Raw genomic sequence first — 16,214 nt, 5'->3', positions numbered from 1 at the left:
AGGAAACCGTTAGCGTAATATTGATTAACTCTTACAAATAAAATCATGATGAAAAGACTTTTTTACTTACTGGTAGCAGCACCATTTTTTGTTGCCTGTAACTCGCAGTCAGATAAGGGCACTAACACTGATAACTTGTCACAGGATACCGCCACAACAGGGGCTCTGAACCTTCCTGCACCCGATACCAATGCAGCGAAAAACAATTTTAGCAAGGTGATCGGATGGCCGGCCGGAAAAACTCCTGTTGCGCCCGAAGGCTTTACTGTATCGGCTTTTGCCACCAATATGAAAAGTCCGAGAAGTATCTATATCGCTCCAAACGGAGATATCCTGGTAGCACTTTCCAACTCCGAGCGGGATGCTAAAGATAAAATTGCCAATGCCATCAGTGGTAAAGCAAAATCTGAAGTAGGCGGAGAAAGTGAAAACACGGTCTTGCTGCTGAGGGATAAAAACCAGGACGGTAAATTTGAAGTAAGAAGTACTTTCTTATCAGGATTGAACCAGCCATACGGAATGCTGATTATTGGCAATTCATTTTATGTAGCCAATACAGACGGTTTATTTCAGTACCCTTACCAGCCAGGGGCAACAAAAATTACCGGTAAAGGGAAAAAGATTGTGAGTTTACCTGCCGGAGGATACAATAACCACTGGACAAGGAACCTGATTGCCAATGCAGACAATTCAAAAATCTATATCTCGGTTGGCTCAGGAAGTAATGTAGGCGAAAATGGAATGGAGTATGAAGTTCGCCGTGCCGCCATTCTGGAAGTAAATCCTGATGGTACAGGTGAGAAGATCTACGCTTCGGGGTTGAGAAATCCTGTGGGACTGGATTGGGCTCCTGATACCAAAGTGTTGTGGACTGCAGTGAATGAAAGGGATGGCCTTGGAGATGATTTGGTACCCGATTATATTACCAGTGTGAAAGAAGGTGCATTCTACGGATGGCCTTATTCTTACTATGGACAGAACGAAGATCCAAGGATGAAGGGTAAAAGACCAGATCTCGTAAAATCTGCCATCGTACCTGACATGCCTGTTGGCTCACACACCGCTTCACTGGGACTTGCCTTCTATACAGGAAATAAGTTCCCTGCCAAATATGCCAAAGGCGCCTTTGTTGGTCAGCATGGTTCATGGAACAGATCAAAGCTTTCGGGGTATAAGGTGGCGTTCATTCCTTTTAAAGATGGAAAGCCTTCTGGAAAGATGGAAGATTTCCTTACAGGCTTTATTGCTGATGAATCAAAAAGTGAAGTGTACGGCCGTCCGGTGGATGTTGCGGTAGCTCCTGATGGTTCTATCCTGGTTGCTGACGATGTAAGCAGCACGGTATGGAGAGTGAGCATTAAATAGCGCTTCAGAAAAACTACGCAAAGAGCTGCTGCATATGATTTATGCAGCAGCTCTTTTTTTTGGCACACCACCTACAGGAATAAACAAACACAAAACAGGAATATTTTTCCCCATTTAAGCTTTTTAACTCATTTCAATTACAATAAATTCATTAACTATAATTGAAATAGGTTACACTAATGAGCATACAAATACACGTTTAATAGCATTTAAACGCTTTAAAATAAGCATTTTCATTTTTAGCCGCCCCAGTTAATCGCCACGCAAAAATAATGCGAGCAACAATTTCCCCGTTTTGAGTAATTCCTCAACAACACCTATTGCAGGACAGAATAGTTTCCATACATTTGTATCTAAATAAACGGTCCAAAAATGGAAAACCAAAAAGTCTATAATTACACATCAGAGTCAGCAAGGATACAGACTCCATCATTTCTCCAAAAAATGATCATCGCAGTTCAGAATTTATTTTCTGCCAATACGGTTTCCGCGGAAAAGTTGATCCCGGTGAGATCTTCCTACAATCAGGAGGCAAAGACTGGTCTTAGGCATGCAGCCTTGCTGAACATGCTAAACCATGGTAAAAATTATGATGATGCGAATTTAATTTTGGATGAGGCTGAAGACTGGGAATTGGACTACGACCTGTTAAATCCGTCAAAGATTGCTGTACATGGCAAAAGTGTTTGGATAGACGCCCAGGACTAAATTTACGATAGCTACAATATAAAAAGACCAGGTGCTGCATATGCAAGACCTGGTCTTTTCAATTTTGAAGGAATACTAATTGATTTTTCTCAATTCTATTTCCACCCTTCTGTTTTTTTGTCTTCCTTCAGGAGTTTTATTTGTAGCAACAGGCACAGTACTTCCATATGGAGTAGTGACGATTCTGTTTTCTTTAACACCCTTGCTTATAAGGTAGTCTTTAACACTTATTGCCCTGTTATCTGACAACACCCAATTGTACTTATATCTTCCTCTCGAATCTGCATGACCTCTCAGCGACACAGCGTAATTATCTTCCTTGATCGTATTTGCCAACTCGTCTAAATTTTTATAGTAGTTATCTCTGATGGAGGGTTTATCAGTATCATATTCCAGGTTTTTGGTCAATACAAGCAGTCGCCCGGCCTTTTTAGAGACTACTGGAGGTTTAGATTTATCAGACAGAACTGAGCTGATGCTGACGCCTGCGGTCGCCAATATGAGGAGAAATGCAAGAACTAGGGTACCGGTTTTAGTTTTCATGTACTTTGAATTAATGATTAGATGATATTTATTGCAAACATAACATCCTCATAAATAAATAGTTTAGCTTTAAACACCCGGGTTTTGCGATTTGTATACCTTCTTACCAATAGCCCTATAACACAGACAGCTCCAAAAAATTGGAGCTGTCAGTTGAACAAATCGTCAAAAATATTAATTGAACTTATTAGATTTCTTAAATTCCTGGTTGTACATCTTCAGGTTACTTTTCAGTGATTGGCGGGCAACATGAATCCTGGTTTTAACAGTTCCGATCGGGATGTTAAGCATATCCGCAATTTCATGGTACTTATAACCCTCAAAATATTTAATAAAAGGAGTATAATATTCATTACTTAACTGCGACAGTGCCTTGTTTACGTCATCGCTGATAAATTTATTATTAGCCTGGTTATCCGTTGCACTTTTTAATAACTGCGCAGAGTTTACTTCTTCAGTAGTATCAATGATGCTGCGTTGTTTAACCATCCTCCGGTAATCATTGATAAACGTATTTCTCATTATCGTGTATAACCAACCTTTAAGATTCGTTCCTTCCTGATATAATTTTGAATAACGAATAGCTTTTAACATGGTCTCCTGTACCAGATCATCTGCATCGTCAATGTTTTGCGTGAAATTCATTGCAAAGTTTTTAAGGGCAGACTTGTGGTCGTTAATTTGAAAATTTAAAGAATTGTTAATCATAATAGGAAGATTAGGCGTTTACAATAAGTCTTTTAGATATGCTTAAATATTTCCAACTCTTGTACCAAACACGTGTATTGATGCCGAATCCATGTGTAACCAAAAAAAATACAATGAATAATACGTGGGAAAATGATTAAATAAAAAGATCGAATATTAACAATAAAGAACTATAACAAATAATTTATTGACTATTATTTCTTATAATGACACCAAACAACACTTATGAGTGTTATTTCAAAAACTTTCTTTTTATCAAAATGAGGCATGCAGAAGTCGTGGCACATAGAATGGCATTCAGAATCACAATCTGACACATTTGTGAATGTACTATTTTTGGTACAACATATAAATGTAATTTATCAGGATTTTGTATTTCTGCTGCTGAGATAGGCGTGCCAGAGGATCATACACGCCACTGTACGGTACGGTTTCCATTGTTCAGCGATGCCTGATACGCCTTCTCTGGTAATGGTAGAAGGCAGTAATTTCACCTTTTTTAAGGAGTTTACTGCAGCAAGATCTCCCAGCGGAAAAATATCCTGACGCCGCAGGATGAACATCAGATAGATGTCAACCGTCCAGTTGCCTATCCCCTTCAAACTACAGAGCTCACGACGAATATCATCATTTTCCTGATCTTCCAGGGAAGTTAGATCTAACTGTCCGCTAACGATGGCGCCGGCAAGATACCTTACATATGCTATTTTTTGTCTGCTGAAAAAACATGATTTTAGCTCCTCATCAGACAGCAACAATATCCTGGCAGGAGTTATTTCTTTTACATGTTCTTTCAGTTTATTTAATGCCGCCAGTGCAGATGCCAGCGAAACCTGTTGTTCCAGAATGATGTGTACCAGACTTTCAAATGTATTGGGTCTGCTCCACATTGGTGGATAACCATATGTAGCAATCACCTTTTCAAGGTCGGAATCTGTTGCGGCAAGCTGATCACAAATCAAATGATAGTTTGATTCAGTTAATTGGTCTGGCATAGGTGATAAAAGTACAAAATATCTTAAAATACTTTTATTCAACTATTGAACCCACCTGCGATGACATGGGTGGTTCCTGTGATATAGGTATTGCTCACGGAGCCAAAGAAAAGGAGTGAATGAGCAACTTCTTCAGGCTGGGCATATCTGCCGAGAGGCCTCATCGACATCATGATCTTTTTCAGTTCATCCTTGTTACCGGAGATCAGCACTTCCTCCGGATCGCGCATCATTCTGCCTTCAAAATTTATGGGATCGATGGTATTCACTCTGATATTCCTGTGGGCAACTTCCAAAGAAAGTGTACGCATTAAACGCACCATGGCATGTTTGCTTTCTGTATAACCACCCGTGTCTGCAGCCCCCCAATGCCCGGCCGTTGATGATACCAGGATCACACTCCCGCCATCATTCATTTCCGGCAAAACATACTGACAACCGAGCCAGGCGCCACTGAAATTTACCCATTTGGCATAGGCAAAATCTTCTTCAGCAAGCTGCACCACGGGCCTGATCATCCCTATCACTCCTACACAATAGATATACACGTCAATTTTACCAAACTGCCTGCATGTCTCACCGACATAAAACCTGGTATCTGATGTTCTGGTCACATCTGCTACAACAAAGGCTAACCTAGGATGATTTAAAGATTTAGCGGCAGTCTCCAAAGCATCCTTAACCTTATCTACCAACATCACCGAAGATCCTTTTGCTAAATATAATTTTGCAGTAACTAATCCAAGAGCTCCCGCACCGCCAGTGATGACCACCACTTTATTACCCAGTACTTCCATTGAGATATAATTTAAATGAGTATCAACACCCCAATTAACTCAAAAACCGGCAGGATTAAAATCCCCAAAAGTGGTAGCTTATCATGACCTGTTATAGCTGTGATGAATTATTGTAAAACAATCTGCTCTGAATTAGGTTGTTCTTGAAACATCTACAATTTTAAACTAAAACACTATTTAAAACTTACAACTATGGGAAATTTACTTTATTTAATCGCAGTTATTCTAGTTATCATTTGGGCCATCAGCTTCCTTGGAGGTTTTTATACAGGCGGAATTATTCATGCATTATTGGTTATTGCAGTAATCGCAGTAATTTTGAGATTAATCAGAAGTGCCGCCTAGATCACATCATAAAAACAAAAAAGCCGGCAGATTTATGCTGCCGGCTCTATCAATGTGATTTAGCTCAGTTTATTCCAGTGTTTTTACACCGCTAATATCCATCGCATCCTTCTGATGCAGATCTAATACCACAACCTCATTATTTCCTTTTTTCAGCCAGTTGGCAGGACAGTACAAATGAAATTGCGGACCCACATTCCAATATCTTCCCAAATTGTGCCCGTTCACCCAGATCACACCCTTCTTAAATTTACTCATATCCAGATAAGTATCCGCGGCAGCTTTCAAAGTAAAATTACCTTTAAAGAATACGCCATCATGGAGATCACTTTTCTCTGCAGGTTTTAATCCCTTTACAAAATCATCGTCCATAGGAAGGTTAAAGATTTCCCAGTTGAAGAGCGTCATACCTTCAAGCGCAACACGGTCCGTAATACCTTTACGATCTATCATATACTGGGCAAAATTGATATGCCCCATATTTTCTACCAGGATTTCCAGCACAGGATCTTTAACATCCGTCACAGGAAGTTTGACAGTCCATTTACCACCGTCACGATACACGGTATCCACCAGCTTACCATTTAATAATACCAATGCATAATCATGAGGTTCTGTGATCATCAGCTCACCGCTTTTGCGACCGATCAATTTTGTCCGGTACACGATAAAACCCTTGTACTGACCCATGCTCTCCATCGTTTTTACCTGCGGAGATTTAACCGCTTGAGGTAGCACATTCCAGATACTGGTAAATGGCTGCATACTGAAAGCAGGTACAACAGTAACAGCTGTAGGTTTTGGTACCTTTGGTAATTTTTTACCGGTGTATTTGGCGATCAGCTCGCGCAAGGCAAAGTATTTTTTGGTAGGCTCACCTCGTTCATTAATGGGTGCATCATAGTCGTAACTCGTGATATCCGGCTGAAATTGAGTAGGTGTAAAAGCGTTTGCACCGGCATTGAACCCAAAATTTGTTCCGCCATGTATCACATATAAGTTGAACGATCGCTTGTGTTCCATCAGGTAGGTCACTTCTTTCAGAATATTAGCTTTATCAGGCTTCTGGTATTTTTCCTTCCAGTGTGTAAGCCAGCCCGGATAAGATTCTGCACTGAAGGCCGGCACATCAGGGTTCTGTTTAGCAGCCTGTTCAAAATCGGCATCACTGCCCCCGCTGTCGAGACCAATAGCCGCACCTTCAACTGTACCCGCTTCCATCATGAATGGCGTCGGACCATCGGCAGTGTAAAATGGTACGTTAATCCCATTATCAACCCACAGTTGCTTTAAAGCTTTGAGATATTCCTTGTCGTTACCATAGCTGCCATACTCGTTCTCAATCTGCACCATCAGCACCGGACCGCCATTGGTAACGAGCAGCGGTTTGAGTTGACGGGAGATTTCGGAAATATATTTAGTTACCGCAGCCATGTATCTTGGATCAAGACATCTGAGCCTGATATCAGGAATACTCAGCAGATAAGGTGGAAAACCTCCAAAATCCCATTCTCCACATACATAAGGCCCCGGCCTGAACAATACCCACATACCCTCTTCCTGGCAGATACGTACAAATTCAGCAATATCACGGTTTTCTGATTTCCAGTCGAACACCCCTTCTTTTTCTTCGATATAGTTCCAGAACACATAGGCTGCAATGGTATTACACCCCATTGCCTTAGCCATCTGAATGCGGTGTCGCCAGTACATTTTCGGTATTCTGGCAGGGTGCATCTCGCCGCTGATCATCTGATAGGGCTTGCCATCCAGCATAAATTCGTTTTTAGCAAAAGAAAATGAATGTTTTTGCTGTCCCTTAGTATTCCCGGCCAGCAAAATGAATAAAAGTATCGGAAAAAAGTACTTCATGAGTATAATAGAATAGTTTAAAAGCTAAAATTAAATATTTTCGTCATTCAGAATGCGCATTTAAGATTTATTTCAAGATAATCGTCAAACAACCCCCATTATTGGGCATTGCAGCAGCCTGGTTTTATGCAGAAGTTTACCAAAGTAAAATATCCTTATTTCGATTTCCCCGGGGTGCCTCCGGATTTATACCGGAGTCGGGGTGATAGGTTAGTTAATAACGTCAAAAGCCGGTTACTGTGGATGCAGACCGGCTTTTGTTTGATATAATCACCTGTTTAGGGGATTTATACTATTCTGAATTATTCAGATTTTTACATCAATCATTCAAGATTATCCAGGACTAATTCCAGTATCTCTTCTGGAAATTATATTGGAGATAGGTAATAACTTGAAAGCCGGTTGTTGTGGATGCAAAACCGGCTTTTAATTTAACTATGGATTTGGTACCAGCAGTCTGTTACTTTGCAGTTCACGTCCTGAGATCGGCCAGATATAGTTAGGTGCTGTTGGCGCAACAGCCGGTGCTATTCCCGAAGTTGCATTTCCCTTTGTAGGCAGTGCCAAACCTAAACGTTTCAGATCAGGAGTCCTGAACCCTTCACCCAGCAACTCAATGCGTCGCTCTGTAAGAATCGTGTTTACCAGACTCGCCTCAGTACTGATGTCAGCTGCAGGAAATGTAAAAGCAGGATCAGAACGACGTCTGACAGCATACAATAAGTCGGTAGCTCTTGTCAGGTTACCCGTTCTGGCACTGGCCTCCGCTGCATTCAGTAATACTTCAGCATATCTTACCACAGGGATATAATCTGTAAAAGGTGATGCCGTTTTGAATTTAGACAGGTAAGTTATCGTTCCTGCTTTGGTCAGCAATGTGGCACGTGCATCGGTAGTGGAGTTCAATGCCGGATTAGCCAGGATGCCCGCAGCATTCAAATAATATTCACTGTTCCCTGGTGAGGTATTAAAATAAAATGCAAGCTGGTTTTGTGTTCCCGGTGCATCAGTAGTTGTAAACGGTAAGGACAATAATGTTTCAGAAGCCGTCGCTGTTCCGGTATATGCTCCATTGAATACATTGGAGATGCTGGCGTCAAGCCTGCTTCCTCCGGCAGGGGCCTGAAATGGCGCCGTTGTGGAGATGATTTTTGCAGACTCTGTCACTACCTGTGCATAATTGGCCTGCGTAAGATATACCCTTGCTTTTAAAGCAATTGCCGTGTTTTTGAAAGCACGGAAGGCACCCGCGGAGGGGGTTGCCGGAAGTTTTGTTTCAGCATCGTCCAGGTCTTTAATGATCTGGGCATACACCTGGGCCACAGTACTTCTGGCCAGATCATTTGTGCCTTCGCCGGTAAGCGTGGTTTCAGCCACTAACCGTAACGGCACTCCCAAACTTGCGCCATTATCAAAAACATATGGTTTGGCATATGTTTGTACCAGGGCCAGATAGGATAAAGCTCTCAAAAATTCTGCTTCCCCTATATACTGATTGGCAAGAGTGGCGTCAATTTTCGAAATATTAGCCTGTAAACCTGCAAGGAAGACGTTGATACGGTTGATAGCTGCATAGGAACGGCTCCATAGGTTAACTACCTCATTGGTATTGGAGTTTACATTTTGTCCCCAGGTGTCCAATCCTGTAACACCATTAGGTCTGTTTACAATAAACTCATCCCCACGGATTTCGTTATAAATGATATATCGTCCTCCGTAAAACTCACCATGTTTTACACCGGAATACAATCCATTCACCTGAAGCAGGATCCGGGCAGGATTATCAAATGCTTCGTTATCAATAATACTGGTTGTTGGCGTTGGATCAAGGAGATCCTTTGTGCAGGAACTAACAAACACCATTACAGATGCAAGTAAAGCTACACTTATGCTGTTTTTATATTTTCTTATAGTCATCATTGTTGTCAAAATTAAAATCCCACATTAAGTCCGAATGTAAATATCCTGCTGGAAGGAACCCCGTTACGGTCTACGCCCGGTGCTAGATTGGAGTTACCATTGGTAGAGACCTCAGGATCTGATCCGTCATAACCCGTAACTACGGCAAGGTTGGTTGCCTGTACGTACAGTCTTAATGAAGCTATACCTGCGCGGTTAACCAGTTCCGTAGGAAACTTATAGCCCAGAGCTACGTTCTTCAGCTTGGCATATGCCCCATTTTGAACATTGGAAGAGTTCGGAATAGCAGAACCATTAGAATAATTATCGCCATATTCCAGTCTTGGGATATCAGTGATCTGGCCCGGTGTAGTCCAGCGGTTAAGGATATCCGTATGGTTATTCCAGAAACGCTGATCTCTGAGCGTCGCCTGAGTACCATTGTAGATTTTATTTCCTCCTGAAAAAGTAATACCCACGGTCAGGTCGAAATCTTTATAGGTGAAAGTGTTGTTCAATCCTCCATAAAACGTAGGGATACCTTTGCCCACAATTTTTCCGTCGAGCGTTCCGTCAATTGCAGGTGCCGGAGTGCCATCAAGATACGTCCATGCTGTACCACCTGTTTGTTTGTATTGCACTTCGCGGCCAAAGCGGTTAATGAAGATACGGCGCCCGTTTTCCGGATTTACGCCTGCTGTAGGAACTACAAAGATAGAACCCAGTGTATGACCTACTCTGGTAATGTTTGCGGTTTCCAGACCTGAAGTTGATCCATAGATATCTGCGTTACCCTCTGCCAGTGCTGTCACCTTATTGTTCAGCGTACTGATATTGAAATTTGTGGTCCAGCTGAAATTGTCCTTTACAATATTTCTGGAGGTAATGTTAAACTCAATACCACGGTTGAACATTGAGCCTACGTTTGCAGCAATGGTATTAACAGGATCACCCGGGATACCGCGTGATGGTGATTGCGGAGAATTCAGGATCAGGTTATTAATACTGTTATTGTAGTAATCAATATCTGCCGTGATGCGGCCTTTAAACATGGTGAAGCTGATACCTGCATCTGTCTTTTTACTGGTTTCCCATTTCAGGTTAGGATTTCCTGCCTGGCTGAAGAAAACGGTAGAAGTACTGCCGTAGAAGCCAGAATTGAAGAGCGCCAGCGAAGCAAAATCATTAACCCCGATATTACCTACTACTCCATAACTTCCTTTTAACTTGAAATCATCAAAGATATTTCCCAGGCTGCTGTTTTTGAAGAAATCTTCCTCAGCGATATTCCAGCCAATTGACGCTCCGCCAAAGTTTCCGTATTTATTGTTGGCAGAAAGCCCTGAGAAACCGTCACGTCTGAAAGTTCCGCTCAATAAATATTTTTTATCAAAATCGTAAGTTACAGTACCAAAGAACGACCTGAAACCATTTTCTGTATTGAAGTTACCTGTAGCAGCAACACTACGTGAATTGAGGAAGTTACCCTGAAAATTATTAAAGTATCCGTCTGCCAGGTTGGTTCTTTCTGTACCAGTACCAACATTTGTAGTATGGTATTCTTCCTGACCTACCAGAGCATTGATATGATGTTTATCAATAGCAACGATATAGTTTAATGTATTGGTCCAGTCTCTCCTGTTATATTCTTCAAACGTGTTCAAAGCCAAACCGTTGTTACTTTGTCCGTCACCTGAAAGTGGATTCTGGAAAGTTGTATTGGCAGTATTTAACTTATTCAGGCTGTACTGGGTCTTCAGTTTCAGACCTTTCACAATTTCCAGCTCACCATACACGTTGGCAATAATATTGTCGTTTTTTGAGGTAAACCTGTCATTGTCAAGCAGTACTACAGCATTCGGGTAATTACTGGCAATTGTATTCGCGCCCAGTCCTAATGTACCGGTAGCAGTGATATTGTAAGAACCATCGGGTCTGTAAGGAGAAACATTTGGTGCAAGTACCAGCGGTAATCTTGCAAGACCTCCTGTATTATAAGCCTGACCAAGCAAAGAGCCCGTGTTAGGACCAATATTTAAGGAATTACTGTAACTAAAGTTGGTTCCGACAGTAATTGCTTTAGACAAATGGTGATCTACGTTCCCTCTGAAGATCTTACGTTCAAAAGAGTTGGTTTTGATAAAACTCTCCTGTTTACTGTAACCAGTAGAGAGGAAATAGGATGTGCTTTCACTGGCACCTGAAACACTCATGTTGTGATTCTGTGAAACACCTGTCTGATATACGACATCAAACCAGTCAGTGTCAATAGTTTTGCCACTGGCATCCTGCTGCAGCGCAAACCCGGGGTCCAGTCTTGGAGTGGTATTGGCACGGGCTTCATTTTTAATGGTGACATATTGCTCGGCATTCAGCATATCTGGTAAATTGAACGCCTTCGTAATACCTACCCAGCCATCGTAGTTCACCCTTGTTTTTCCCTGCTTCCCTTTTTTAGTCGTCACAACAACGACGCCATTTGCAGCCCTTGAACCATAAATAGCTGTAGAGGAGGCGTCCTTCAGGATATCGATAGATTCTATATCATTAGGGTTGATATCCCCCAAGGGGTTATTGGATGCACTGTTACTGCTTACAGATGCCGTATTGCCGGTCGTTCCAGTAAATACCGGAACACCATCAACAACAATCAGCGGATATGAACTCAGTGATATAGAGTTAAACCCCCTGACCCTGAAAACCGGTGGGTTATTTAAAACACCATTTGGCTGAATAATATTAACACCGGCTGCCTGACCAGCAAGTGCCTGATCAAAACTCTGAACCGGCTTATTTGCTATCTGTGCAGCACTCACCTTTACGGCCGATCCTGTAAAATCCTTTTTGCTCGTACTGGAATAACCGGATACCACAACTTCACTCAGTTGATTCTGACTGGAAACCAATAAAACATTAACCCTGCCCGATGAAGCTGAAACAGTTTGGGTAGCATAGCCTACAAAGGTAAATATCAAACTTTTATAATCAGACGGAAGGCTGATTGAGTATTCACCGGCTGCATTGGTTCTTGCGCTGGGACCTCCACGGCCTGTTGATATACTTACGCCTGGTAGTGCGGTGCCATCACCTGAATCGGTGACCTTACCTGTAATGGTTCGTGTTTGTGCAAAGGCTTGTACGCCAAAAAGCAAAACTACCCCTATTAAATAGAGTATTTTTTTCATCATTTTAGTTTTAGTTTAGTTATATAATAGTTAGAGATTATTTATTGTGAGATGAAAATGATCAGATCTGACCTGATCAGTATTCTTTAATGCTGTTTATATCATAGGCTACAGGTTTGAATTTGTTTATAAAAAAAAAGCCTTTCGTGAATTGAAAGGCCGGCGGGTTCAATAGTTGTACAACAACCTACCTTTCAAATTCTTGCCTGCATCTGCAACACGAATAGCAGTCGACATATAGTTTGAAAAGAAGTTGATTTTGAGAGTGTCTGTTCATTATTCAAATATATAATATAATTCTACTAAATTAGTAGACTAAATAAATAAATTCATGAAAATTTACCTGATATGAATGTATAACCTCAATCAACCAATATTTATTTAGGTATCAGCTTAGTTTTTATCAGCAACATCTTCCATTTTACATCAATAGTAAAATTTTTAAACATCAGTGGAAGCAAGAGTACTCACTCTGAAGAAATAAAAAAAATAAAAGAAGATTTTAAATTACGCAATCGTTCCCGGAAAACAGAAAACTGTTCTTTATTAACAATTTTTTAAAGTATAAATCGGAAAAACAGAGTAGTAACATTAAAATTTTGCTTACAGCAGCAACTATTACCAGCAAACAAGGCAACATGGCATAAATCGCTGTATTTATTTGAAAAAATAAGAAAAATTTTAACTTAAACAGGAATAACAGGACTGATTAACCAGAAGTTGAGAGGCTATAAACCCTAAAAACAAAGAAAGCGGAGACCTAAAGTCTCCGCCAGAAAGATTTGAGCAGTACTACTGCATTGTTTTGTTGAGCGCAATGATTGCTGTCCGGAAATCTTCACGGGCTACGAGAAACTGGATATTAACTTTTCTAAGGGCGAAACCTGCACTTTTAATATCCACTCCATGTTCAGTAAGTGCAAGCGCACTTTTTCCAAGTAATCCGGGCTGATCCATATTTGAACCGAGCAGGCAGACCATCGCTGCTTTCTCTACGGTAACTTTTTCAAATTTGCTTTCGAGGTCGGTGATGAGTTTTTTATCAAAGTCACGTTCCCAGATCACGATAGTGATGCTGTTGGCACTTGTAGCCTTAAATGTATAGCTCAATTTATGATCAAAAAAGATCTGCATAATCTGAAGGTCACTTCCGACATTACCCACCATCAGCGGATCATATACATCAATAATCAGTAACTTATCTGTCCCGGTAATCAGCTCGACACGTTTATGCTCAGAAACAAATTCGCGTGTGATCAGTGTACCGGGATGTGAAGGTTCAAACGTATTTTTTATCCGAAGGTTAACACCGTTGATCTCTAATGGCTTGGAAGCTTTAGGGTGTATAGCCTCCATACCTACATCAGCAAGCTGATCAGCGATATCGTAATTTGTATATCCTACAGGAATACAGTTTTCGATACCAACCATAGCCGGGTCGGCTGTAGAAAGATGATATTCCTTATGGATGATCGCCTCTTCGGGTTTCAGAAATTCAGCAATTTTACTGAATGTCACTTCAGAGTAACCCCTGTCGAACTCACGCATAATTCCCTCGGTACCTTTGGCATACCCGGTTACAATACAAATCGTTTTCGCAAAATCAATTCTCTTGAAGGCGTGTTTTATTCTTTGATCGATGGTATAGGCAAGATGGTCATCAAAACCACTTAAGTCTACGAGTGTGGTATTAATTCCTTTATTCTGAAGTATATTGGTGAAGTTAAAAGCCGAATGGCTTTCACCGATCGAGGCCAGAATTTCCCTGGCTGCCTGTAAAATGCCTTCCCTGCTTACATAGCCCGAGGCCAGTATATTGGATAAATTTTCGAGGTAAGTCTGGGCTTCCAAAATGTGTTTCTCGATAAACTGATCAGCTGCACTGAGATCAAGTCCGAGAGCTGCGTACTTTTTATTTATCGCTTTCAGTTTGACGATCAGCTCTTTCAGCGGTTTATGAAAGTTCTGATGTTTGGCTATTCTGTGGTAGACTCCGGGAGCTCCTGTCTTTTTGTTTTCGAGCAATAAGTCAGTGACACCTGAAAATGCCGATACGACAAATATTCTATTGTACAATTGGTCGCCTGTACGCTCAAATAAAATTATATTCTGAATAACATCTTCAAGGGCACTCATTGAAGTACCGCCTATTTTTTCTACTGTTAACATGGTTTTAAGAAATGATTGACCTAAAGTATCAATTTTATATCAGATGCCGTATCATTAATATTCCCTTAATACTGCCGGAAAAGGCGTATTTCTTACAACTTATTTGAGTACAGAGAAAAGCGAAGCCCTGCGCAAATGCTACAGGGCTCCTATTTTGGTGTGTGTTTTTCTTTTATATTAAAGGTATATACTATTATTGTAATATCCTAAATTTTTTAAAAAAGTAATTATAAATTTTAAGACTCGGGAACCATTGCTGCAACAGTATTACCTTTGCCGTAATTTAATGATGAAATGAACTATAAAAATATACTGTTACCCTTCTCAGTCGCTCTCGTATTGCTTTACGAAACGAGTTGCCAGCAATCACAGCAAACCGACTTTAATACCTATGGCCGTAAAGTATCTTCAGATACTCTCAGGACTAAAATCAACTTACCAACCCCGGCCTCCTCAGCTGCCCCACAGCATTATAAAAATGCAGCGACTGAGACTCCACAAAAAAATGATAGTATAGCCAGCCAAATGTTGCTTGGAAATCCCAGCAATGCCACCAATAGTACAGTTAATGCCGATAACTACCTGATCGACCACAAGTACTATATAGAAAGTTACAGCCGTAGCAGGGCAACTCCAAACTGGGTGAGCTGGCATATAGGTGCTGAAGATCTGGGTAACACGGAACGCCTCAATAACTTCAGACCGGACACCAGTTTGCCCGGGGGTTGGTATGAAGTTAACCAGTCGGCCTACAAAGGCTCCGGCTTTGACAAGGGCCACAACTGCCCCAGCGGAGACCGTACCAGTTCTACTGCTGCAAACTCCTCTACTTTTCTGATGAACAACATGATACCACAGGCGCCAAACAATAACCAGCATACCTGGGAACATCTGGAAAGCTACTGCAGGAACCAGGTAAAAAAGGGAAACGAAATATACGTCATCATGGGCAGCTACGGCAGCGGTGGAAGCGGCAAAAATGGCTATGCTGAAACCATAGACAATGGAAGAATCAACGTTCCTTCCCATATCTGGAAAGTAGTTATTGTGATTCCTGAAGGCAGTGATGACCTGCAAAGAATAAATACCAATACGCGTGTGATTGCAGTTGATACACCAAATGATAATGCGATAGCGCCAAACTGGATGAAGTACCTCTGCACAGTGAGGGACATCGAAAAGGCAACGGGTTATGATTTGCTGTCTGCACTGCCCAGGTCAGTGCAGAACCGTATTGAAGTGGAAAAATTTAAAGGTGGAAATTAAGGGCAGATTTAATTTAAACCTACCAGAATGCGTTTGATCTTAATCCATGATACCCGGCCGAGGAGGTAGGCCACGCTCAGGATCACTGCCAGGGCGAGCCCGAAATACAGTTCTGCAGTGTTCTCCCTAAACCATAAAATCGCAATAACAGTTAACAGTGCGATTAAAAAAAATAACTTTCTCATTGTGTTTCTAATTGTTCTGCGAATCTGGTAATAATTCGGTTACAATTTAAAACAGTCCGGGTCAATAGCTAAAATGTATCGACGAATTGAAGTTTTCGGAGCTCCGGGCATCACATTTATAGGTGTTGTAACTTAACATACATTTAACGTCGTAGTATTAGCGCTTTCGTATTCTTG

At 41.2% G+C, this 16,214-nt stretch carries 13 protein-coding genes; 4 read left to right on the top strand and 9 right to left on the bottom strand.

Features of this window, described 5'->3' with window-relative positions:
• The first annotated feature begins 45 nt into the window (after positions 1–45).
• Together OQY15_RS13045 and OQY15_RS13040 are read left to right on the top strand one after the other, a co-directional pair.
• Positions 46–1,365: a sorbosone dehydrogenase family protein gene (locus tag OQY15_RS13045; protein ID WP_322973351.1), complete on the top strand. Its 1,320-nt coding sequence runs from the start codon at positions 46–48 to the stop codon at positions 1,363–1,365.
• Between the two features lie 372 nt (positions 1,366–1,737).
• Positions 1,738–2,073 carry a hypothetical protein gene (locus OQY15_RS13040; protein WP_265792204.1) on the top strand — a complete coding sequence of 112 codons (336 nt, stop codon included), beginning with the start codon at positions 1,738–1,740 and terminating at the stop codon, positions 2,071–2,073.
• Between the two features lie 75 nt (positions 2,074–2,148).
• Here OQY15_RS13040 and OQY15_RS13035 read toward each other — a convergent pair whose 3' ends face one another.
• The 4 genes from OQY15_RS13035 to OQY15_RS13020 form a co-directional block, all read right to left on the bottom strand.
• Positions 2,149–2,616: an OmpA family protein gene (locus tag OQY15_RS13035; RefSeq protein ID WP_265792203.1), complete on the bottom strand. Its 468-nt coding sequence runs from the start codon at positions 2,614–2,616 to the stop codon at positions 2,149–2,151.
• A gap of 174 nt (positions 2,617–2,790) precedes the next feature.
• The gene (locus OQY15_RS13030) at positions 2,791–3,324 is read right to left on the bottom strand and encodes an RNA polymerase sigma factor (RefSeq protein WP_265792202.1); all 534 of its coding nucleotides are present in this window, start codon (positions 3,322–3,324) and stop codon (positions 2,791–2,793) included.
• 362 nt (positions 3,325–3,686) lie between these two features.
• Complete coding sequence (locus OQY15_RS13025) at positions 3,687–4,319, bottom strand: DNA-3-methyladenine glycosylase 2 family protein (protein WP_265792201.1); 633 nt, start codon at positions 4,317–4,319, stop codon at positions 3,687–3,689.
• A gap of 38 nt (positions 4,320–4,357) precedes the next feature.
• Positions 4,358–5,116: an SDR family oxidoreductase gene (locus OQY15_RS13020; RefSeq protein WP_265792200.1), complete on the bottom strand. Its 759-nt coding sequence runs from the start codon at positions 5,114–5,116 to the stop codon at positions 4,358–4,360.
• Positions 5,117–5,308: 192 nt separating this feature from the next.
• Here OQY15_RS13020 and OQY15_RS13015 point away from each other — a divergent pair, with 192 nt between their 5' ends.
• Positions 5,309–5,461, top strand: a complete 153-nt coding sequence (locus OQY15_RS13015) for a lmo0937 family membrane protein (RefSeq protein WP_265792199.1) — start codon at positions 5,309–5,311, stop codon at positions 5,459–5,461.
• Positions 5,462–5,530: 69 nt separating this feature from the next.
• Here the strand turns inward: OQY15_RS13015 and OQY15_RS13010 are convergent, their stop codons facing one another.
• From OQY15_RS13010 to OQY15_RS12995, 4 genes are all read right to left on the bottom strand, one after another.
• A complete protein-coding gene (locus tag OQY15_RS13010; RefSeq protein ID WP_265792198.1) occupies positions 5,531–7,333 on the bottom strand; it encodes a beta-galactosidase family protein in 1,803 nt (600 codons plus the stop codon).
• A gap of 435 nt (positions 7,334–7,768) precedes the next feature.
• Complete coding sequence (locus OQY15_RS13005) at positions 7,769–9,253, bottom strand: RagB/SusD family nutrient uptake outer membrane protein (protein ID WP_265792197.1); 1,485 nt, start codon at positions 9,251–9,253, stop codon at positions 7,769–7,771.
• Between the two features lie 11 nt (positions 9,254–9,264).
• Positions 9,265–12,420 carry a SusC/RagA family TonB-linked outer membrane protein gene (locus tag OQY15_RS13000; protein ID WP_265792196.1) on the bottom strand — a complete coding sequence of 1,052 codons (3,156 nt, stop codon included), beginning with the start codon at positions 12,418–12,420 and terminating at the stop codon, positions 9,265–9,267.
• Between the two features lie 789 nt (positions 12,421–13,209).
• Positions 13,210–14,586: an aspartate kinase gene (locus OQY15_RS12995; RefSeq protein ID WP_265792195.1), complete on the bottom strand. Its 1,377-nt coding sequence runs from the start codon at positions 14,584–14,586 to the stop codon at positions 13,210–13,212.
• A 294-nt stretch (positions 14,587–14,880) separates the two neighbouring features.
• Between OQY15_RS12995 and OQY15_RS12990 the strand changes: the two genes are divergently transcribed.
• Positions 14,881–15,852, top strand: a complete 972-nt coding sequence (locus OQY15_RS12990) for a DNA/RNA non-specific endonuclease (RefSeq protein ID WP_265792194.1) — start codon at positions 14,881–14,883, stop codon at positions 15,850–15,852.
• 8 nt (positions 15,853–15,860) lie between these two features.
• Here the strand turns inward: OQY15_RS12990 and OQY15_RS12985 are convergent, their stop codons facing one another.
• Positions 15,861–16,037: a hypothetical protein gene (locus OQY15_RS12985; RefSeq protein WP_265792193.1), complete on the bottom strand. Its 177-nt coding sequence runs from the start codon at positions 16,035–16,037 to the stop codon at positions 15,861–15,863.
• Positions 16,038–16,214: the final 177 nt, after the last annotated feature.

Source organism: Pedobacter sp. MC2016-15 (genome assembly GCF_026239695.1).
Classification (GTDB): domain Bacteria; phylum Bacteroidota; class Bacteroidia; order Sphingobacteriales; family Sphingobacteriaceae; genus Pedobacter.
This window is presented reverse-complemented; position numbering and strand designations above follow the sequence as displayed.